Below are 19,073 nucleotides of genomic sequence, written 5' to 3'. Positions count from 1 at the left end.
AACAGCCGCCATCTGTCTTTAAGACGAGCCATGCGGCCCAATTGTCTTTGTCTTCATGGCCCTGAACCAGGAAAATGTACTCTTTATGTTCTGACAGAGCAACAACCGAACGCCACTGCCACCCAGCCCTGATCGGCTTTGTTTTGGTGTAGAGCCCGCTGAAACGTGGCGCCATATCGTCGCGGCGCCACCGGGTGTCACTGCTGATAATCTTTGGCTCTGCGACCAGATGCCGAACCCTCATACACCCTCCATCCGAAGATTCTTCGGTCCCTGTGCAATGCCATTTTAAGTTCGGCCAGTCCGCTTTTCTTTTGGTTGCTTGTGTGAGCCCACAGCCGCCAATTCTCCGGCGGTAACGTCCACTATTCGCATGCGTGTGTCAAAAGCTGCCTGACTGTTTCCCGTCCGGTGTTCTGTCGATCTGGCTGTGTCCGCGTTTCAAGTTGTGAGACTAGAAGCCGCCAATCTGCTACCCACCAATCCAAGCCGATCGACTCCGGTTGAGGAGTGTGAGCCTTCGAGGCCTCGCAATAAGCGAAGGAACGCCTGCCTTGGGCGCGTTGTGGGTCACCATCGTTCCTGGACACGACCTCCGACGACCGGGCTACTGCCGCAACGTCAGCCGGCCGTCCGAGATCTCGAATTTCGACAGGCGGCTCAGAAAGCTCATGCCGAGCAAGGTCACCGGCAGGGTGCCGTCGCGGGTGACCAGCGCTTCGACGTCGCGCAATTCGATCGGTCCCAGTTGAAGACGGGTGATGCTGGCGAGCGCCGCCCTGGTCTCGCCATTGGCGGTCTGCACCCTGTGGCGATAGTCGGCCCTCGCCGGGACGATGCCGAGCTGGCGCGCGGTGGTCTGGTCGATCGCGACGTAAGTCGCGCCGGTGTCGACGAGCACCGGGACGTTCCGGCCGTTTATGCGCGCGTCGGCGCGAAAATGGCCGCTGGCATCGGCGCGCAAGAGGGCGAGCCGACCGGAGGGGGGCGCTTCCACCGCGGCGTCGATCACCTGGGGCGGGGGGTCGAGCGTCTCGACCTGTCCGGTGAGCATGCGCGCGCGATACTCCTCGAAGGCCGACGGGTCCGCGAGCGCCACCATCGACGACAGGACGAGGACAAGCATGAATTTCTGCATCGGCCGATCCGCGCGCCGTTTCGGAAAACCGGACCAGCGTAGCGCATCGCCGTTAACGTCCGCGAAAGGGCTCGGTGGCGGCGCGCGGATTTGGCCGACGCGGTTGCGAAAACGTTAACGCCCCGCCGGCCCGAATGCCGGCGGAGGCCATGTCGCCGGGGCCAACTACTTGGTGCCGTACATCCGGTCGCCGGCGTCGCCGAGGCCGGGGACGATATAGCCCTTGTCATTGAGATGGCTGTCGATCGCCGCGGTGAACACCGGAATATCCGGGTGCGCGGCGCAAAACCGCTCGACGCCCTCGGGCGCGGCGAGAAGGCAGAGGAAGCGGATGTTGCGCGCGCCGCGCTCCTTCAGCTTGTCCATCGCCGCGATGGCGGAATTGGCGGTCGCCAGCATCGGATCGACGACGATCACCAGCCGGTCGGCCAGATCGTCCGGGGCCTTGAAGTAATATTCGACCGGCTGCAGCGTCTCATGGTCGCGATAAAGGCCGATATGGGCCACGCGGGCCGCTGGAACGAGGTCCAGCATGCCTTCCAGGAGGCCGTTGCCGGCCCGCAGGATCGAGGCGAAGACCAGCTTCTTGCCTTCCAGGACGGGCGCGTCCATCGCCTCCATCGGCGTTTCGATGCGGATGGTGGTGAGGTCGAGATTGCGGGTCACCTCGTAGCAGAGCAGCGTCGAGATCTCGCGGAGCAGCCGGCGGAAGCTTGCCGTCGAGGTCTCCTTCTTGCGCATGATGGTGAGTTTGTGTTGGACCAGCGGGTGGTCGATGACGGTGACGCCGTCCATGGGGCCTCGCTTTCTGCCTGCGGATCGTCCGATGCTCTAATGCCTCGACGGCGGCGCGCCAAGCGAAATGGCGTCGCGCATCAGCCTGTCGAGAAGCCGCTGGCGGGTCGCCGGATCGACGAAGGCGGCCTCGATGGCGTTGCGGGTCAAGGCGAGCAGCCCGGCCCGGCCGATCCCGGCGTCTGCGGCGAAGCGGTATTCGGCGGCAAGATCGGTGGCGAAGAAGGGCGGATCGTCGGCGTTCAGCGTCACCCTGACGCCGGCCTCGACCAGGCGGCGGAGCGGGTGCGATGCGGCATCGGGAAAGATGCCGAGCGCCAGGTTCGAGCCGGGGCAGACTTCGAGCACGATGCCCTCCGCCGCGATCCGCCGAACGAGATCGTCGTCCTCGATCGCACGGACGCCGTGGCCGATGCGTTGCGGCTTCAGCGCCGCGATGGTCTCGCGCACGCTGTCGGCACCGCACAACTCGCCGGCATGGGCGGTCAGGCCGAGACCGGCATCGCGGGCGATGTCGAAGGCCTTGGCGAAGTCGCGCGGCGCGAAGCTGCGCTCGTCACCGGCGAGGCCAAAGCCGGTCAGAAGCGGCTCCGACACGGCGCCGGCGATGGCAAAGCGCGCGGCGGCTTCGACCCGCCCGGCGCCCAGATGCCGGACGCCGACGACGATCATCCGGGCTTCGATGCCGGTGGCATGGCGGGCGCGGCGGACGCCCTCGGCAAGGCCCGTCAGATAAGCTTGCGGCGCGGTTCCTCCGGCCTCGGCATGATCGGGTGAGATGAAGAACTCGGCATGGATCGTCCCGGCGTCCGCGAGCCGGGTCAGATGATCCTCGGCGAGCCGAGCGAAGTCGTCCGCGCTCTGAAAGACCGTCGCGGCGCGGTCGTAAGCGGCGAGGAAACTGGTGAAGTCGTGCCAGACATAGGCGCCGTCGCGGATGATGCCGCCGAGGTCGATGCCGTGCCGCTCAGCCAACTCCAGCACCAGTGCCGGATCGGCGGTGCCCTCTATATGGCAGTGCAATTCCGCCATCGGCACTGTGCCGCCGCGACCGGCGCGGGCGACCGCCGGGGCGTTGTCGTTGCTCAAAGGAAGCTGGTTCCGTGGCGGCCGGCGGGCAGGCCGAGATGGGCGGCGACGCTTTCGCCGATATCGGCGAAGGTCTCGCGATGGCCGATGCTGCCCGGCGCGACGTCGGGGCCGAAGACCAAGACGGGCACGTTCTCGCGGGTGTGGTCGGAGCCGCGCCAGGTCGGATCGCAGCCATGGTCGGCGGTGAGAACCGCAATATCGCCCGGCCGGAGCCTGGCCTCCAGCTCCGGCAGGCGCGCGTCGAAGGCCTCCAGCGCGGCGGCATAGCCGGCGACGTCGCGGCGGTGGCCGTAGAGCATGTCGAAATCGACGAAATTGGCGAAGATCAGATCGCCGTCCGCCGCGTCGTCGAGGGCGCCGAGCAGGACATCGAACAGCGCATCGTTGCCATCGCCCTTGCGCACTTCGGATATGCCCCGATGGGCGTAAATGTCGCCGATCTTGCCGATCGCGATCACCCGCCGGCCGGCATCGACGGCGCGGTCGAGCAGCGTCGGTTCCGGCGGCGGCACGGAATAGTCGCGTCGGTTGGCGGTGCGGCGGAAGTCTTGTGCCGTCTCGCCGACGAAGGGCCGGGCGATGACCCGGCCGATATTCAACGGATCGACATGCCGGCGCGCGGTGGCGCAGAGACCGTAGAGACGCTCGAGGCCGAAATGGGTCTCGTGCGCTGCGATCTGCAACACGCTGTCGGTCGAGGTATAGAAGATCGGCTTGCCGGTCCGCACGCTCTCCTCGCCGAGTTCGGCGATGATCTCGGTGCCCGAGGCGTGGCACTGGCCGAGGACGCCGGGAATCTGGCTGTCGTCGACGATCTGCTGGATGAGCGAGGCCGGGAAGGCGGGGATCTCCCGCGGGAAATAGCCCCAGTCGAAGAGCACCGGTACGCCGGCGATTTCCCAATGGCCGGACGGGGTGTCCTTGCCGTGTGAAACTTCCCCTGCGGAGCCCCAAAGGCCGATGCATGCCTCGCCCGATGACTGACCAGCGGCGCGGTAGAGGCCGAGCCGGCGCAGATTGGGAAGGGCGAGGGGGCCGCTTCTCAGGCCGCCCTGATCGGCTTTTCCGCGCTCCGCCGCCGCCAGGATATGGCCGAAGGTGTCAGCCCCCTCGTCGCCGAAGCTCGCCGCATCGCGCGCGCCGCCGATGCCGAAGGAATCGAGAACCATGAGAATCGCGCGCGCCAAAGGCCTGTCTCCGCTGCGGTGGATTTCCGTGAATCCTTCCGTGGCGAAGATAGTTCGTCGGGCTCGATTGGATAGGGGCGCAGAGGCGTCCCGAATTTCCAGCAGAAGACTGGTCTGGCGTCTTTGTCGATCCCGCGGCTAGCGCGCGGCGGCTTCGGTCGCCATCGCCTGGCGTACGGCGTATTGCTGGTTCGCCTGCTGGAAGCTTTCCGTATCGTCGCCGATCGTCACGGTCGGCTCGCATTTCGGCGCGCAGGCGTAGGTGACCCGGCTTGCCTGGCGATAGACGCGGACGGTGTTGTTCTCGAAGGTCTGGACCGCGACCTGTTCATCGAGGATCATGTCGCCGGCCTGGTCGAGAATGACGATATTGGTGATGCCGTAACTGCGTCCGGTGAGGACGAGGCGTTCCGAGCTCAGTACCTCGACATCAACGATCGCCGGGTTGCCGACGATGACCGTCGCGGCCGGACGGTCGATCTCGATGATCCTCGCATGGTCGACGGCGACGCCGAGTGTGCTTCCGGCCTGCGCCTCGGTGGCGAAAAGGCCCAGGATCATCGTGGGTAACACGAGGCGGAGAAGGCGATTCATGAGGCGTGTCCCGTTCCTCGAATTTCGGTTTCGATTATTCGTACGACATTGCGGTAAACGGGCGATTAACCGGATTTCCTCGGAATTTCTTAGTCATTCCGCAGGGGAATCCGTGTAATGAAAAATCAACCAAAAACCTTAAGCCGATTGCAACAGGGGAGGAGTAGTTTCGCCTAATCCGATCGACGGAAACAGTCGACGGGAGTGCTGTAATCGGGTTTCAAGGAGTTCCCATGTCCAAGCAGTTCATGCGTTTCATCAACGATGAGTCCGGCGCCACGGCGATCGAGTACGGCCTCATCGCCGCTCTGATCGGCACCGCCATCATCGCCGGCGCCACGACCCTCGGCGGAAATCTGTCGAGTTCGTTCTCTTCAATCGCCGGGACCGTCAAAAGCGCTACGAAGACCAAGTAGTCATCACGTGGATGATATCTTCGAGGGCGTAAATAAATCAGGGCAGGGGACATCGTTTCCTGCCTTTTTACTTCGCTCTGATTCGACCTAACTCGACTACTGGGTAGATATTTGAAAACGATGAGAAGCATTTAATGTTAACATTTGCCATCATTTTTATCTTCCCTTTTGCAATGATCTACGCGGCATGCTCCGATCTTGTTTCTATGACTATTGCTAACCGCGTTTCTCTTATCCTTGTCGTCGTGTTTCCGGTCGCCGCCGTGGCGGCAGGGATGCCGATCGGCCTCATCTCCCTTCATCTCGGAATTGGTCTCTTGTGCCTGGCCGTCACGTACGGATTCTTCGCGGCCGGCTGGATGGGCGGCGGCGACGCCAAGCTTCTGGCCGCGACAGCGGTGTGGTTCGGGCCGACGATCCAACTTGTCGAATTCTTGCTGCTCGGCGCGATCTATGGTGGCATGTTGACCATCGCGCTTCTCATCTCCCGGGCTCAACTCGCGCCCGTCACGGGAATCGATTTCGTTGACCGGCTTCTGGATCAGGATACAGGCATCCCATACGGAATCGCGATCGGACTGGCCGGCCTAACCGTCTATTCTGGAAGCGTGTGGATGGACATCGCGATCAAGGGCGTGGCCGCCGCGTCCTTCTGAAAGGGCGCCATTCGGCCTTGTTAGGTTTCGTTAACCATACATTGAGGGTTTGTCGGCGATAACCGATGCGAACAGCCGCAGGGAAGCGGCCCAGTTTGCGGGAGTTGTCCGATGAATCTAGCGCGCATTGCAGTCGTGGCGGTCGCTCTTGTCGCGGCCGCTGGCGCCGGCTTCGTCGCCCTCAATCTCTCACAGCCGGAACCTTCCGAACCGGTGATCATCACCGCCGCTCCGGCCGAACCTCCGATCAAGCTCGTCGACGTGCTGGTTACGACGACGGATCTCGCCATGGGCGCGTCCGTCGAGGCTGTTCTCGACTGGCAGAAATGGCCCGAAGACGGGATCGGTCCGACCCTGATCCTCAAGAGCGATCGCCCCGACGCAATCGAGGAACTCAAGGGCTCGATCGCCCGTCAGTCTTTCTTCGCGGGCGAACCCGTGCGCGAAGCCAAGCTGATCCGCGCCGACCGTGGATTCATGTCGGCGATCCTTCCGGCCGGCAAACGCGCCGTGGCCATCCAGATCGCGGCGGATACGTCGGCCGGCGGCTTCGTGCTTCCCAACGACCATGTCGACATCATCATGAGCCGCCGGACCGCCAGCTCGGACGGTCGCAGCGAAAAAGTCACGACCGAAACGGTGCTGCGCAATCTCCGCGTTCTCGCGATCGATCAGACGATCGAGGAGAAGGATGGGGAAAAGGTCGTCGTCGGATCGACGGCGACGCTCGAGGTCGATCCGGATCAGGCCGAAGCGCTGACCGCCGCCCAACAGATCGCCGACCGGCTGGTGCTGTCGCTGCGCTCTCTCGCCGATTCGGTCCCCGGCTCACCCGGCTACGCCGCCTTCCTGCTGGCCCAGGAAAACTCGCAGCGCGGCAAGATCAAGGTCGTGCGCTACGGCCAGTCCACCGACATCACAACGTCCAAATGACAGGCAGGTCGATGAGCCCAACCAACCGATCCGACATTTGGCGCAGCCGGTTCCGGCAGGCGGTCTTGGGACTTGCCGCCTTCTCGACGGCGCTGACGCCGGTGATGTCCGCCGTGCCGGCCGCCGCGCAAGAGACGGTGGTCAACGTCCGTCAGGGCGCGCAGACCATCAATCTGGGTCTCAACAAGACCAAGGTCATCGTCCTGGCGGCGGACGCGCATGACATCCTCGTCGCCAATCCGGCGGTGGCGGACGCCGTCACGCGGGACGCCCGGCGCATCTACATTTTCGGCAAACAGATCGGACAGACCAACATCGTCGTCTTCGATCGCCAGAACCGCCAGATCGCGTCGATCGACCTGAAGATCGAGCGCGACATCAGCGGCCTGGAGGCGTCGATCCGCAAATATGTGCCGTCCTCCGACGTCACGATCGAAATGCTGAACGACAATGTCGTTCTCACCGGCATGGTGCAGACGCCCCAGGACGCGGCCAAGGTGGAGCGGCTGGCGCGCATTTTCGTCACAGGCGGCGAGGGAACGACAGGTCAGTATATCCAGTCGGCAACCGCGACGGGCGGGGCCGGTGGCGGCAACAGCGACGTCGCTTTCGCCCAGGAGGACCGCCGCCAGAGCCAGATCGTCAATCTTCTCCAGATCCAGGGCGAGGATCAGGTGACGCTGAAGGTGACGGTCGCCGAGGTACAGCGCTCGGTCGTCAAGCAGCTCGGCTTCAACGGTTCGGTTTCGAACAACGGCATTACCTACGGCAATCTCGACAATCCGTTCGGATTGGGCAAGGCAATCACCGACACCTTTGCGAAGGCCACTGGCAGCATAGGCGGCTTCGACATTACCAGCCAGCTCAGCGCCATGGAGCAGGCCGGCGTCATGCGCACGCTGGCCGAGCCCAGCCTGACGGCGATTTCCGGCGAGAAGGCGAGTTTTAAAGTCGGCGGTGAGTTTGTCGTTCCCCAGGGAAAATCGGAGACGCCCGAAACGCGGACGCCGATCCTCAACGCGGCCGGCAATATCGTCGGGTTCGACACGACTCCCGCCTCGGTCGAATACGAGACCTCGAAGATCGATTACGGCATCGGCCTCGACTTCACCCCGGTCGTGCTCTCGGCCGGTCGCATCAGTCTGAAGATCCGTACCAGCGTGTCGGAGCCGACCTTCGAGAGCCCGTTCAGCTTTCCGGGAGGAGTCGCGCCCGGGATGACGCCGCCCGGCATCCGCAAACGCCTCGCCGACACCACGGTGGAGCTTCCCTCGGGCGGCTCGCTGGTCATCGCCGGCCTTGTCCGCGACGAGGTGCGCCAGGTCATTTCGGGAACGCCGGGCCTGTCGAAGATCCCGATCCTCGGCACCTTGTTCCGCAGCCGCGACTTCCAGCGCTACGAGACCGAACTCGTCGTCATCGTGACGCCGTATCTGGTGCGGCCGGTCGCACGCCAGGCGCTCGCCCGGCCCGACGACGGCCTCGGCATCTCGAGCGACGGCGCCGGCAACTTCCTCGGTCGGATCAATCGCGTCTACGGCCAGATGGAAACCAAGCTGCCCCCCGGCCGGTATCACGGCGTCGTCGGCTTTATCTACAAATGACCGGTTCGAGGAGATCGCAGATGAAAGACCTTTTCGAATTCGCGGGCGCCAAGCCCCGACGGCTCTCGCGGCGGCGCGGCGGCACAGTCCTCGCGCTTGGCGCGCTGCTGGTTGCCGGTGGATGCGCCAATGTTCAGCATGTCGAGGTCGGTGCCATCCCGGACGACTATCGCACGCGCCATCCGATCGTCGTCTCGGAAGCCCAGACGGCGGTCGATATTCCGGTCGTCGCCTCCGACGGGCGCCTGTCCTATGCCGATCGCGGCCGCGTCGAGGATTTCGCCGACCGGTTCCGCGCCTCCGGCGCCGACACCATTCAGGTGCTGCTGCCGACGGGATCGGCCAATCAATATGCCGCTGACCGGCTCTCCGGTGGGATCGTCAAGGCCTTGCGCGGCCGCAAGATCGCCCGCGACCGGATCTTCGTCCAGCCTTATTCGGCGGCGGGGGCGAGCGGACCGACGCCGATCCGCCTGGCCTATTCGGGCCTCGTTGCCAAGACCGGTCCCTGTGGGCGCTGGCCGGCGGATCTCGCAGATACGTCCGAGAACAAGAACTATTTCAACTTCGGTTGCGCCAGCCAGCAGAATCTCGCCGCCCAGATCGCCGATCCGCGCGATCTCCTGTCGCCACGCGGAATGGATTCGAGCGACGCCGAGCGGCGGACCACGATTTTGGAGAAATATCGCAAGGGCGAGCGGACGATGGCGCAGCCGAACGACACGGAGGCTGACTACCAATGGTGACCGCGGAGACAATCAGGGACGATGTGTCGTTCGACGCGCCGGACGGGGTAGAGGACGCGAGCCTCAGGCTGGATAAGGTTCGGCCGATGCCGCGCATTTCGATCCAGGCCTTCTGCGAAACCGACGGCGTTTCCAAGCCGATCGAAAAGGCCGGCTCGGATCGCCGCATGGCGAAGACCCATCTTCGCGTCAATATGGGCGGCATCCGCGCGGCGACCGAGCATTTTTCCGGTGCGCCGACACCCAATCTGGTGCTGCTCGAATCGAAGCTCCCGCCGGACGAGCTCATCGCCGAACTCGAGGCCCTGTCGGAGGTCTGCGACCCCGGCTCCAAGGTGGTCATCATCGGCCACTACAACGACGTCCCGCTCTACCGCGATCTCGTGCGCCGGGGCATTTCGGAGTATCTCGTCGCGCCGATCTCGATCGCCGACGTCATGACCGTGATCGGCGCGCTGTTCACCGCGCCCGACGCCGAACCGCTTGGCCGTTCGATCGCCTTCATCGGCGCCAAGGGCGGTGTCGGATCCTCGACCATTGCCCACAACGTCGCCTGGTCGATCTCCAAGCTGTTTTCGAACGATGTGGTGCTCGCCGATCTGGATCTGCCGTTCGGCACTGCGAACATCAATTTCGACCAGGACCCCGCCCAGGGTATCGCGGAAGCGGTGTTTTCCGCCGAACGGATGGACGACGTCCTGCTCGACCGGCTGCTGTCGAAATGCGCCGAACACCTGTCGTTGCTGGCGGCGCCGTCCGTCCTCGACCGGACCTACGACTTTTCCGCCGATGCCTTCACCGCGCTGATCGAAACCGCCCAGCGCGGCGCCCCCATCGTCGCGCTCGACGTGCCGCATGTGTGGAACGACTGGACCCGAAACGTCCTGGCGGAAGCCGATCAGATCGTCATCACCGCGACGCCGGATCTGGCCAATCTGCGCAATGCCAAGAACCTCGTCGACATGCTGAAGAAGCTGCGGCCAAACGATCCTGCGCCGCATCTCATCCTGAACCAGCTGACGATCCCCAAGCGACCTGAAATCTCGCCCGAGGAATTCTCCGAGCCGCTCGGGCTCGAGCCGCTCGCCCGGATCGTGTTCGACCCGCTGGCGTTCGGCAATGCCGCCAATAACGGCCAGATGATCGCCGAGATCGACGCCAAGCACGCCGCCGTCGAGGCATTCCACCAGATCGCCCATGTCCTGACCGGGCGCGGCGAGCCCAAGCGGTTGAAAAAATCGGGTCTATTGGACCTTCTTCGTCGCAAATAGGCGTAGCCAAACCACCTTCGGGAGCAGCATCATCATGTTTGGAAAGCGCGGGAACGACAAGCCTCTCGGCGGCGCGGCCACCTTGCCGCCGCCGCCGAAGTCGGTCGCGCCACCGGCCGAGTATGCCCGGCCGGCCGAACCGCCCGCGCGTCCGACAGAGCCGCCGGCCAGGGCGATGGCCGAGGCGCCTCGACATGTCGAGAGTGCCCCGATGGCACGATCCGACAATTATTATGAGCGAAAGACCCAGGTCTTTGCGGCGCTGATCGATACGATCGACCTTTCGCAGCTCGCCAAGCTGGATGTCGAGAGCGCCCGCGAGGAGATCCGGGACATCGTCAACGACATCGTCTCGATCAAGAATTTCGCGATGTCGATCGCCGAGCAGGAGGATCTGCTCAGCGACATCTGCAACGATGTGTTGGGTTATGGGCCGCTGGAGCCGCTGCTCGCCCGCGACGACATCTCCGACATCATGGTCAACGGCGCCCGCCAGACCTTCATCGAGGTCGCGGGCAAGGTCCAGCAGACCAATGTGCGGTTTCGCGACACGCAGCAGCTCCTGAACATCTGCCAGCGGATCGTCAGCCAGGTGGGCCGGCGCGTCGACGAAACCTCGCCGATCTGCGATGCGCGTCTGCCCGACGGGTCCCGCGTCAACGTCATCGCGCCGCCGCTGGCGATCGATGGCGCCGCCCTGACGATCCGAAAGTTCAAGAAGGACAAGCTGACGCTCGACCAGCTCGTCAGTTTCGGTGCCATTTCGCCGGAGGGCGCCCAGATCCTACAGATCATCGGCCGGGTGCGCTGCAACACCGTCATCTCCGGCGGTACCGGCTCGGGCAAGACGACGCTGCTCAACTGTCTGACCCGCTATATCGACGAAGACGAACGCATCATCACCTGCGAGGACTCCGCCGAACTGCAGTTGCAGCAGCCGCATGTCGTCCGGCTGGAAACCCGGCCGCCCAATATCGAGGGCGAGGGCGAGATCACCATGCGCGATCTGGTCAAGAACTGCCTGCGCATGCGGCCCGAGCGGATCATCGTCGGCGAGGTGCGCGGACCGGAGGTCTTCGACCTGCTGCAGGCGATGAACACCGGCCATGACGGCTCGATGGGCACGATCCACTCCAACTCGCCGCGCGAATGTCTCAACCGCATGGAATCGATGATCGCCATGGGCGGCTATTCGCTGCCCTCGCGGACGGTCAAGGAGATCATCGTCGGTTCCGTCGATGTCATCGTCCAGGCCGCGCGGCTGCGCGACGGCTCGCGACGGATCACCCACATCACCGAAGTGCTCGGCATGGAGGGCGACGTGATCACCACCCAGGATCTGTTCGTCTACGACATGGTCGGCGAGGATGCGCAGGGCCGAATCCTCGGCCGTCATCGCTCGACCGGAATCGGGCGGCCGGCCTTTTGGGATCGCGCGCGCTACTACAACGAGGAGCAACGCCTGGCGGCGGCGCTCGACGCGAGCAGTGCTGCCGAACCGGAGAGGGAACCGTGATGCTGACGTCGGCAGCCGGTCTCCTCTTCATTTTCCTGTCGATGGTCGCGGCCGGCGGTCTCGCTTATGCCTTTCTGCAGCCTCGCATCGCGGCCGAGAAGAAGGTCGAGACCCGGCGCTCGCAATACACGCGTGACGAAAGCGACCGCGCTTCGCTGAAAGTGGCGCGCGAGCGGCTTCAGGAACAGTCCAAGCGCCGCAAGACGATCCAGTCCTCGCTCAAGGATCTGGAGGATCGCCAGAAAGAGCGTGACAAGCACGTCGGTAAGCTCACCTTGAAACGCCGGCTGGAGCAGGCGGGTCTTTCGCTGACGGTCGCGCATTTCGTGATGATCAGCGTCGCTCTGGCGCTTCTGGGCGCCTTGATCGCGATGCTCTTCGGCCTGTCATGGATACTGACGCTCGGCGTCGCGATCTTCAGCGGTCTCGGAGTCCCCCGCTTCCTTTTGGCGCGTGCGCGAAAGCGGCGCCTGCAGAAATTCGTCGACGAATTTCCCAACGCCGTCGATCTCATCGTGCGCGGCGTCAAATCCGGCCTGCCGCTGAACGACACGTTGAGAATGGTCGCCAGCGAGATACAGGAGCCGGTGCGAGGCGAATTCCAGAAAATCATGGAAACGCAGCAGATGGGTGTTTCGATCGCCGAATCGGTCGAACGTCTTTACCGGAACGTGCCGATCTCGGAGACCAACTTCTTCTCGATCGTCATCACCATCCAGGCCCAGGCCGGCGGCAATCTTTCCGAGGCTCTGGGTAATCTGTCCAAGGTGCTGCGCGACCGCAAAAAGATGAAGGGCAAGATCCAGGCGATGTCGATGGAGGCCAAGGCCTCCGGCGGCATCATCGGTTCCCTGCCGATCATCGTCGGCGGCCTCGTTTACCTGACGACCCCCGACTACATCTCGATCCTCTTCACCACCGATATCGGCAAGATCATTCTGCTCGCCTCCGCCGTCTGGATGGCGCTCGGCATCTTTACCATGAAGAAGATGATCAATTTCGACTTCTGACCGGCGAATGATCGCCGGCACACGGCCGCAGGCCAAACGAGACGCATAGGAAGGCAGCATCCGACGATGGAATCGGTGTTTCAATATTTCGGCGTCTCGGGGTCGCTCGTCGTCAGCGCCGTGATCGCGGTCGCGGTGTTCACCACGCTCGTCACCATCACGCTGCCACTGCTCGCGGGCAACCAGCTGAAAAGTCGGATGAAGGCGGTGGCGCTGGAGCGCGAGCAGGTGAGGGCGCGGGAGCGCGCGCGGATGGCCATCGAAAAGGAACAGGGCCGTGGCGGCGGCCTGCGCCAGCAGGACAGCAAGGGCATCGTCGCGCTGGTCGTCAACAGCCTGAACCTTCGCAAGGCGCTGGTCGATGACAAGACGGTCGCCAATCTGCGGGTTGCCGGCTACCGCGGCCAGCGTCCGTTGACCCTCTTCCTCTTCGCCCGCGCGATCATGCCCCTGGTCATGCTGACGCTTGCCCTGTTCTACGTTTTCGGCCTGGGGCTTTTCGCCGCGCAGCCGACGATGTTTCGCGTCTTGGGCTGTATCGGCTTCGCCTATCTGGGCTTTTACGCGCCGATCGTGTTCATCAGCAACCAGGCGTCCAAACGCCGTCTGTCGATTACCCGCGCCTGGCCGGACGCGCTCGATCTTCTGTTGATCTGTGTGGAATCGGGCAACTCGATCGAAGCGGCTTTCCGCCGGGTCGCCGAGGAAATCGGCATCCAGTCGGTCGCGCTCGCGGAAGAACTCGTTCTGGTCTGCGCCGAGCTGTCCTATCTGCCCGATCGCAAGGTCGCCTATGACAACCTTGCCGCCCGGACGGGGCTTGACGGTGTGCGGGCGGTCACGACCGCGCTCGTGCAGGCCGAGCGCTACGGCACGCCGCTCGGCACGGCGTTGCGTACGCTGTCGCAGGAGAACCGCGACACGCGCATGAATCTGGCCGAGAAGAAGGCTGCGGCGCTACCGCCGAAGCTGACCGTGCCGATGATCGTCTTCTTCCTGCCGGTGCTGTTCGCCGTCATTATCGGCCCGGCGATCATTCAGGTGATGGAGACCCAATAGAGCGTCCTGAGACGCCGTTATCGGAGCACAGCCGGTAATCCCGCGTGCGGTGCTCGTGACGCGAAAAAGGGCGAAGCTGCCGCTTCGCCCTTTTCCGTCGGTTTTTCCTCTGCCGGCGGGCGAGGGATCAGCTCTTGCCGCCGTCCTTGTCCTTCAGCATCGACCAGGTGTTCTGCTGGGCCAGCATCTCCTTCAGGTAAGCGACATTGGCCTGCGCCTCCTTGGGCGAGAGCTCCGCCGCGGCAATCGTCTCGGCTTCCGCGAAGCGGCCCTGCAGGCCGACGACCAGCGCCAGGTTCTGACGCACGCGACTGTCGCCGCCGGGCCGCGCGGCCGCCGCGCGAAGGTATTTTTCCGCCGCCGGCAGGTCGTTCGCCAACAGGTAGGACATGCCCAAATTGGAAAGGATGGTCGGCTCGTCCGGCGCCATGTCCAGCGCCTTGCGATACAGCACCCTGGCCTCGTCCGATTTGCCCAGCTGATCGAGGATGGCGCCCTCCGCCGAATAAAGCCGCCAGTCCGGATAGTCCGGCGTCTGGGCCCGGCGCACCGTCTCCAGCGCCTTCGGCAAGTCGCCTGCGGCGGCAAGCGCCTTGCCGTAGGCAGCGAGCACGTTGCGATCCTTGGGGTGGGCGATGGCGACCTGCTGCATCACCGCCAGGGACTGGTCGTTGCGCCCGGCCATCTGAAGGGTCGCGGCATAGGACAGGCCCGTCGCCTTGTCCTTGGAATTTTTTTCATATGCCTGGCCGTAGGAGGCCACCGCGTTCTGCAATTCGCCCGACGACATCTCAGCGACCGTACGGCCTGACGCAGGCTTACGGACCGAGCCGGTGATCTCGTTGGAAACCGAGGCGCAGCCCTGGGTCAGAGCGAGAACCAGGACGACCCCGACAAGAAGCCCCTGTCTCGATCGACGAATCGGTCTAGTTTCGCGCCCGACCATGAACTGCTCCCGTTTCGTCAGCGGATGAGGGTATGGCCGACGCTGATGCTCCGGCCCGTGGCGGAAAGAGTAATTTGTTAACCCTAACGGCCGGTTAATCCGTCGCCGCCGTAACAAGGAACCTGGCTCCATGACCGTCACCTTCGTCAGCGCCAGGAGCGCTGCCGTCTTGCCTGTCTGGACCGCGGACAAGGCCGGGCTCGAGGCCCTCCCAGACGCGACCGCCAGTTGGGCGAAGATTGCTCGATTTGCGGCCGAGGCGGGAAGCGTGCTGATCGTGCCGGACGCGAAAGGCAACGTCGCCGGCGCGGTTCTCGGTCTTGGCAAGGGCGGTGCCGGAGAGGGCGCGAGGGAACGCCGGGCGCTACTGGCGGGTGCGTTGGCCGCCACGTTGCCGGCCGGGGATTGGTATTTCGCCGACGAAACCGCCATCGACGGGCCGCTCGCCTCGCTGGCGCTCATTCTCGGCGGCTATCGCTTCGACCGCTACCGGTCGTCGAAAGCAGACGACGGCGGCGACGGCGACATCCGCTTTCTTGCCGCCGAAGGGTTCGACCGGGCGGACATCGACAGCATCGCGGCGGGTGTCTGTCTCGCGCGCGATCTGATCAACACGCCGACGAGCGACATGGGGCCGGGGGAACTTGAAGACGCGGTTCGCGCACTGGGCAATCAATTCGGCGCGCGCGTCGCGACGATCGAAGGCGATGCGCTGTTGAAGCAAAATTTTCCGATGATCCACGCGGTCGGCCGGGCGAGCGCGTCGGCGCCCCGACTGATCGATCTTTGCTGGGGCCGGCCGGACGATCCGAAGCTGACGCTCGTCGGTAAGGGTGTCTGCTTCGATACCGGCGGCCTCGACATCAAGCCGGCGTCCGGCATGCTGCTGATGAAGAAGGACATGGGCGGCGCCGCCAACGTGCTTGGCCTCGCCCGCATGGTGATGGCGGCCAAGCTACCGGTGCGCCTGCGCGTGCTGATCCCCGCCGTCGAGAACGCGATTGCCGGCGATGCCTTCCGGCCGGGCGACGTGCTGACCAGCCGCAAGGGCAAGACGGTCGAGATCGGCAACACCGACGCCGAGGGGCGGTTGGTGCTGGCCGACGCGCTGGCGCTGGCGGACGAGGAAGCGCCGGATCTGCTGATCGATATGGCGACGCTGACCGGCGCGGCGCGGGTGGCGCTCGGACCGGATATTGCGCCGTTCTACACGGACGATATGGCGCTCGCCGGCGAGATCGCGCAGGCCGGCCTCGATGTCGCCGATCCGGTCTGGCGGATGCCGCTCTGGCGACCCTATGCGGCGAACCTTGCCTCCAAGATCGCCGACACCAACAACGTCACTAGCGACGCCTTCGCCGGATCGGTGACCGCCGCCCTGTTCCTGCAAGGCTTCGTCGACAAGGCAAAAAGCTGGACCCATTTCGACATCTATGGCTGGCGGCCGAAGCCGAGCCCGATCGGGCCGGTGGGCGGAGAAGCGCAGGCGATCCGGGCGCTGTTCGCGGTTCTCAAGACGCGCTTTCCGGTACGATGAGGGGGCTGACGCCATGACATCGCCGCTCGATTCCCGTCTCCATGCATTTCGCGATGATCTCGCCGATATCCGGCTGCAAGGCCGGGTCGACGCCGCGCGCTTCGTCGCGGGCGAGGAACGTCGCATCGTCAGCCCGCTGGCGCCGGTCCGCCGCCGGCCGACCGCCGACGCGCCGCTCGATACCGAAGCATTGTTCGGCGAACCGGTGACGGTCTTCGAGAGCGACGCCGAGGGCTGGTCCTGGGTGCAGCTCGGCACGGACGGCTATGTCGGCTATGTTCCGAGCGTGGCGATCGGGCCTACCGGCCCCGCGCCGACCCACCGGGTCTCGGTACCGCGAACGCTGCTGTTTCCCGGCCCCGACATCAAGCTGCCACCACTGCACGATCTGCCGATGGGTGCGTCGGTCACCGTCATCGGCGCCGCCGAGGATCACAACGCGCGCTACGCGATGATTCAGCCCCACGGTGCCGTGGTGCAACAGCATCTGTGGCCGATCGCCGCCACCGAGCCGGATTTCGCGACGGTGGCCGAACGCTTCGTCGGTGTACCCTATCTTTGGGGCGGCAAGAGTGCCTCGGGCATCGACTGCTCCGGCCTCGTCCAGATTGCCTGCCAGATGGCCGGCATCGCGGCGCCGCGCGATACCGACATGCAAGAGCTCGAACTCGGCACGCGGATCGCTGGCATCGAGGCGAGTCTGTCGACGCGGAACGCGAGCGGAAAACCGGCTTCCACTTTTCCTCATTCCGCGTTGGCGCGGGGCGATCTCGTCTTCTGGAAGGGCCATGTCGGGATCATGCTCGACGGCACCCGGCTTTTGCATGCCAACGCCCATCACATGCTGACGGTGATCGAGCCGCTGGCCGAGGCGATCGCGCGGCTGGAAGCGAAGGGCGCGGCGATGACGAGGATCCGGCGAATCCGATCTGGCCAAGCGTGAGGCCGTGTCGGCAAGGGCGGCCGCAATTTTTGCGTGGTTTCCTGATCTTACGGAATTGGCTTTTCATCTTCCCCAAGGTGATGATCGCAAAGGTGTTTCCCGCGATCGTATGCTTGGCTTAACGTGTGCTGCGTCAAAATAACGCATGTTAGTCAATGCTTTGTCAGCCCGAGCAGCGGCTTCGTTAGGAAGTTGTTAGGCGGCAATGGTTAATTCCCCTTTCACTTCCAAGGGCGGCGTCAGTCGTCTGATCAAATTCTCGGAGTCCTTTTCCGAGTATAAAATTCCATAAGGGGCCATGAATATCATGAAACTGTCAGATATGAGAATTTCCTACCGCATAGGAATTATTGGGGCAATTTGTATATCTGGCATGTTGGCCCTCGTCGCCATCTTCGCCTATGAGCAAAGCGTTCGCGCGTCGTTTCAGGAACTGATCACCAACGCGCGGGATACGGCACACATCACCGATCGGATCGAGATCGATTTTCTCGAGGCCCGCCGGGTGGAGAAGAACTTCTTCCTGAGCAAGAACGAAAAAGTCGTCGAAGAGCACGCCCTGGTCCAGGAGCGTCTCGAGGAAGATTTCGGCCACCTCGCCGAAGATTTTCAGGCAAGCCAATTTGCCGCCGTGAACGGAAAAATTTCGGAAATGCATGGCCTGCTCAAGAGATATGCAGACCTGTTCGCCCAATCCGTCACGCTCGACCGAGCCCTCGGTTTCGATGAGAATTCCGGCAAGCGTGGCGAGATGATCGCGGCGGCGCAGGAATTGGAAGCGAAGCTGAAGGAGATCGGCGACCCTCGGCTGCAGGTGATGTTGCTGACGTTGCGACGCTACGAAAAGGACTTCATGCTCCGGCAGGATCCGAAATATGTCGCGAGTCTGCAGAAGCAGGCGGCCGAGCTCGAAAAGGTAGATTTTCTCGGTTTCGGCTCCCCGGATGCACGGAATGCGGTGTTGAAGGATCTTGACGTCTATACTAGGCGCTTTGTTGATTACGCTGAGACGTCGGCGACCGAAGCCGCGCTGCGCAACGAACTGAGCGTCGTCTTCGCCGAGGTCGAGCCGATTTTCGCCGCGATTCAGAGGGCGGTGGAAGAGGCACGGATCGCCGCCGACGCAGCAAGCGACAGCGCCGCGACGCTGTCCTTTTATGCCGTGCTTGGGCTCGCGATCCTGCTGACGCTCGCCATCGCCGGCGTCGTTTTCCTGGTCGGTCGGTCAATCGCCTCTCCCATTTCCGTTACAGCCGGCGCCATGAGGGCCTTCGCGGCCGGTGACATGACAGCCGATCTGCCGCAAGCCGACCGCAAGGATGAAATCGGCGACATGGTCAAGGCCCTCCTGGCCTTCCGGAAATCGGAGGAGCAGAAGCGGGCCATGGTGGCCGAGCGCCAGGAGGCCGAACGTCTCGGCATCGAGCAACGCAGCGAGGCCGAAAAGCAGGCTGCGGAAACCGCGCGTCAGTCGTTCATCGCCAATGTGAAGCCGGCCTTCGCGGCCCTGTCCGGGGGGGACCTGACGGCCCGCCTCGACCGGGCGACGATGGCCGGGTTCGAGGAGATCTGCGATCTTTACAACGACTCCGTGTCGGTGTTGGAGGAAACCGTCGGCTCGGTGGTCGGT

At 63.9% G+C, this 19,073-nt stretch carries 19 protein-coding genes; 12 read left to right on the top strand and 7 right to left on the bottom strand.

Annotated elements, in window-relative coordinates:
• The 6 genes from ING15_RS18640 to ING15_RS18615 all read right to left on the bottom strand — a co-directional run.
• Window positions 1–244: hypothetical protein (locus tag ING15_RS18640; RefSeq protein ID WP_206456352.1), on the bottom strand; the 244-nt coding region annotated here is incomplete at its 3' end.
• A gap of 363 nt (window positions 245–607) precedes the next feature.
• Window positions 608–1,138 carry a retropepsin-like aspartic protease family protein gene (locus tag ING15_RS18635; RefSeq protein ID WP_206456351.1) on the bottom strand — a complete coding sequence of 177 codons (531 nt, stop codon included), beginning with the start codon at window positions 1,136–1,138 and terminating at the stop codon, window positions 608–610.
• Window positions 1,139–1,303: 165 nt separating this feature from the next.
• Window positions 1,304–1,933 carry a uracil phosphoribosyltransferase gene (gene upp / locus ING15_RS18630; RefSeq protein ID WP_206456350.1) on the bottom strand — a complete coding sequence of 210 codons (630 nt, stop codon included), beginning with the start codon at window positions 1,931–1,933 and terminating at the stop codon, window positions 1,304–1,306.
• A 36-nt stretch (window positions 1,934–1,969) separates the two neighbouring features.
• A complete protein-coding gene (locus ING15_RS18625; RefSeq protein ID WP_206456353.1) occupies window positions 1,970–2,965 on the bottom strand; it encodes an adenosine deaminase in 996 nt (331 codons plus the stop codon).
• Between the two features lie 53 nt (window positions 2,966–3,018).
• A complete protein-coding gene (locus tag ING15_RS18620) occupies window positions 3,019–4,212 on the bottom strand; it encodes a phosphopentomutase (protein WP_206456349.1) in 1,194 nt (397 codons plus the stop codon).
• A 138-nt stretch (window positions 4,213–4,350) separates the two neighbouring features.
• Window positions 4,351–4,806, bottom strand: a complete 456-nt coding sequence (locus ING15_RS18615; protein WP_206456348.1) for a pilus assembly protein N-terminal domain-containing protein — start codon at window positions 4,804–4,806, stop codon at window positions 4,351–4,353.
• A gap of 233 nt (window positions 4,807–5,039) precedes the next feature.
• Here ING15_RS18615 and ING15_RS18610 point away from each other — a divergent pair, with 233 nt between their 5' ends.
• The 9 genes from ING15_RS18610 (at window position 5,040) to ING15_RS18570 (ending at window position 14,017) form a co-directional block, all read left to right on the top strand.
• Window positions 5,040–5,222, top strand: coding sequence for a Flp family type IVb pilin (locus ING15_RS18610; RefSeq protein ID WP_206456347.1), 183 nt, complete (start codon window positions 5,040–5,042; stop codon window positions 5,220–5,222).
• Between the two features lie 134 nt (window positions 5,223–5,356).
• Window positions 5,357–5,878 carry an A24 family peptidase gene (locus tag ING15_RS18605; RefSeq protein ID WP_206456346.1) on the top strand — a complete coding sequence of 174 codons (522 nt, stop codon included), beginning with the start codon at window positions 5,357–5,359 and terminating at the stop codon, window positions 5,876–5,878.
• 111 nt (window positions 5,879–5,989) lie between these two features.
• On the top strand, window positions 5,990–6,811 hold the full coding sequence (cpaB, locus tag ING15_RS18600) for a Flp pilus assembly protein CpaB (protein ID WP_206456345.1): 822 nt from the start codon (window positions 5,990–5,992) through the stop codon (window positions 6,809–6,811).
• Between the two features lie 11 nt (window positions 6,812–6,822).
• Complete coding sequence (locus ING15_RS18595; protein ID WP_232845877.1) at window positions 6,823–8,415, top strand: type II and III secretion system protein family protein; 1,593 nt, start codon at window positions 6,823–6,825, stop codon at window positions 8,413–8,415.
• Window positions 8,416–8,435: 20 nt separating this feature from the next.
• Complete coding sequence (locus tag ING15_RS18590; RefSeq protein ID WP_232845876.1) at window positions 8,436–9,161, top strand: CpaD family pilus assembly protein; 726 nt, start codon at window positions 8,436–8,438, stop codon at window positions 9,159–9,161.
• Window positions 9,155–10,432, top strand: coding sequence for an AAA family ATPase (locus ING15_RS18585; protein WP_206456342.1), 1,278 nt, complete (start codon window positions 9,155–9,157; stop codon window positions 10,430–10,432). The genes ING15_RS18590 and ING15_RS18585 overlap by 7 nt, the downstream gene beginning before the upstream one ends.
• Window positions 10,433–10,466: 34 nt before the next feature.
• The gene (locus tag ING15_RS18580; RefSeq protein WP_206456341.1) at window positions 10,467–11,948 is read left to right on the top strand and encodes a CpaF family protein; all 1,482 of its coding nucleotides are present in this window, start codon (window positions 10,467–10,469) and stop codon (window positions 11,946–11,948) included.
• Window positions 11,948–12,958, top strand: a complete 1,011-nt coding sequence (locus tag ING15_RS18575; protein WP_206456340.1) for a type II secretion system F family protein — start codon at window positions 11,948–11,950, stop codon at window positions 12,956–12,958. Before ING15_RS18580 ends, ING15_RS18575 begins: the two co-directional genes overlap by 1 nt.
• Window positions 12,959–13,024: 66 nt before the next feature.
• Window positions 13,025–14,017 carry a type II secretion system F family protein gene (locus ING15_RS18570; RefSeq protein WP_206456339.1) on the top strand — a complete coding sequence of 331 codons (993 nt, stop codon included), beginning with the start codon at window positions 13,025–13,027 and terminating at the stop codon, window positions 14,015–14,017.
• Window positions 14,018–14,144: 127 nt separating this feature from the next.
• Here ING15_RS18570 and ING15_RS18565 read toward each other — a convergent pair whose 3' ends face one another.
• Entirely contained in the window at window positions 14,145–14,963 is an 819-nt protein-coding gene (locus ING15_RS18565; RefSeq protein ID WP_206456338.1) for a tetratricopeptide repeat protein, read from the bottom strand.
• Between the two features lie 130 nt (window positions 14,964–15,093).
• On the opposite strand from ING15_RS18565, the gene ING15_RS18560 reads away from it, so the two are divergent.
• The 3 genes from ING15_RS18560 to ING15_RS18550 all read left to right on the top strand — a co-directional run.
• Window positions 15,094–16,500: a leucyl aminopeptidase family protein gene (locus ING15_RS18560; RefSeq protein ID WP_206456337.1), complete on the top strand. Its 1,407-nt coding sequence runs from the start codon at window positions 15,094–15,096 to the stop codon at window positions 16,498–16,500.
• A 13-nt stretch (window positions 16,501–16,513) separates the two neighbouring features.
• Window positions 16,514–17,443, top strand: coding sequence for a C40 family peptidase (locus ING15_RS18555; protein ID WP_206456336.1), 930 nt, complete (start codon window positions 16,514–16,516; stop codon window positions 17,441–17,443).
• Between the two features lie 373 nt (window positions 17,444–17,816).
• The coding region (locus ING15_RS18550) for a HAMP domain-containing protein (protein ID WP_206456335.1) at window positions 17,817–19,073 on the top strand (1,257 nt) is incomplete at its 3' end.

The sequence above is a fragment of the Aurantimonas marina genome (genome assembly GCF_017183135.1).
Lineage (GTDB): Bacteria > Pseudomonadota > Alphaproteobacteria > Rhizobiales > Rhizobiaceae > Aurantimonas > Aurantimonas marina.
This window is presented reverse-complemented; position numbering and strand designations above follow the sequence as displayed.

Bases quoted from the DNA above. Each gene is read 5' to 3' on its own strand.
- ING15_RS18635 (WP_206456351.1), bottom strand. From the start codon at position 1,138: ATGCAGAAATTCATGCTTGTCCTCGTCCTGTCGTCGATGGTGGCGCTC.
- upp (WP_206456350.1), bottom strand. From the start codon at position 1,933: ATGGACGGCGTCACCGTCATCGACCACCCGCTGGTCCAACACAAACTC.
- ING15_RS18625 (WP_206456353.1), bottom strand. From the start codon at position 2,965: ATGGCGGAATTGCACTGCCATATAGAGGGCACCGCCGATCCGGCACTG.
- ING15_RS18615 (WP_206456348.1), bottom strand. From the start codon at position 4,806: ATGAATCGCCTTCTCCGCCTCGTGTTACCCACGATGATCCTGGGCCTT.
- ING15_RS18610 (WP_206456347.1), top strand. From the start codon at position 5,040: ATGTCCAAGCAGTTCATGCGTTTCATCAACGATGAGTCCGGCGCCACG.
- ING15_RS18605 (WP_206456346.1), top strand. From the start codon at position 5,357: ATGTTAACATTTGCCATCATTTTTATCTTCCCTTTTGCAATGATCTAC.
- cpaB (WP_206456345.1), top strand. From the start codon at position 5,990: ATGAATCTAGCGCGCATTGCAGTCGTGGCGGTCGCTCTTGTCGCGGCC.
- ING15_RS18595 (WP_232845877.1), top strand. From the start codon at position 6,823: ATGAGCCCAACCAACCGATCCGACATTTGGCGCAGCCGGTTCCGGCAG.
- ING15_RS18590 (WP_232845876.1), top strand. From the start codon at position 8,436: ATGAAAGACCTTTTCGAATTCGCGGGCGCCAAGCCCCGACGGCTCTCG.
- ING15_RS18585 (WP_206456342.1), top strand. From the start codon at position 9,155: ATGGTGACCGCGGAGACAATCAGGGACGATGTGTCGTTCGACGCGCCG.
- ING15_RS18580 (WP_206456341.1), top strand. From the start codon at position 10,467: ATGTTTGGAAAGCGCGGGAACGACAAGCCTCTCGGCGGCGCGGCCACC.
- ING15_RS18575 (WP_206456340.1), top strand. From the start codon at position 11,948: ATGCTGACGTCGGCAGCCGGTCTCCTCTTCATTTTCCTGTCGATGGTC.
- ING15_RS18570 (WP_206456339.1), top strand. From the start codon at position 13,025: ATGGAATCGGTGTTTCAATATTTCGGCGTCTCGGGGTCGCTCGTCGTC.
- ING15_RS18565 (WP_206456338.1), bottom strand. From the start codon at position 14,963: ATGGTCGGGCGCGAAACTAGACCGATTCGTCGATCGAGACAGGGGCTT.
- ING15_RS18560 (WP_206456337.1), top strand. From the start codon at position 15,094: ATGACCGTCACCTTCGTCAGCGCCAGGAGCGCTGCCGTCTTGCCTGTC.
- ING15_RS18555 (WP_206456336.1), top strand. From the start codon at position 16,514: ATGACATCGCCGCTCGATTCCCGTCTCCATGCATTTCGCGATGATCTC.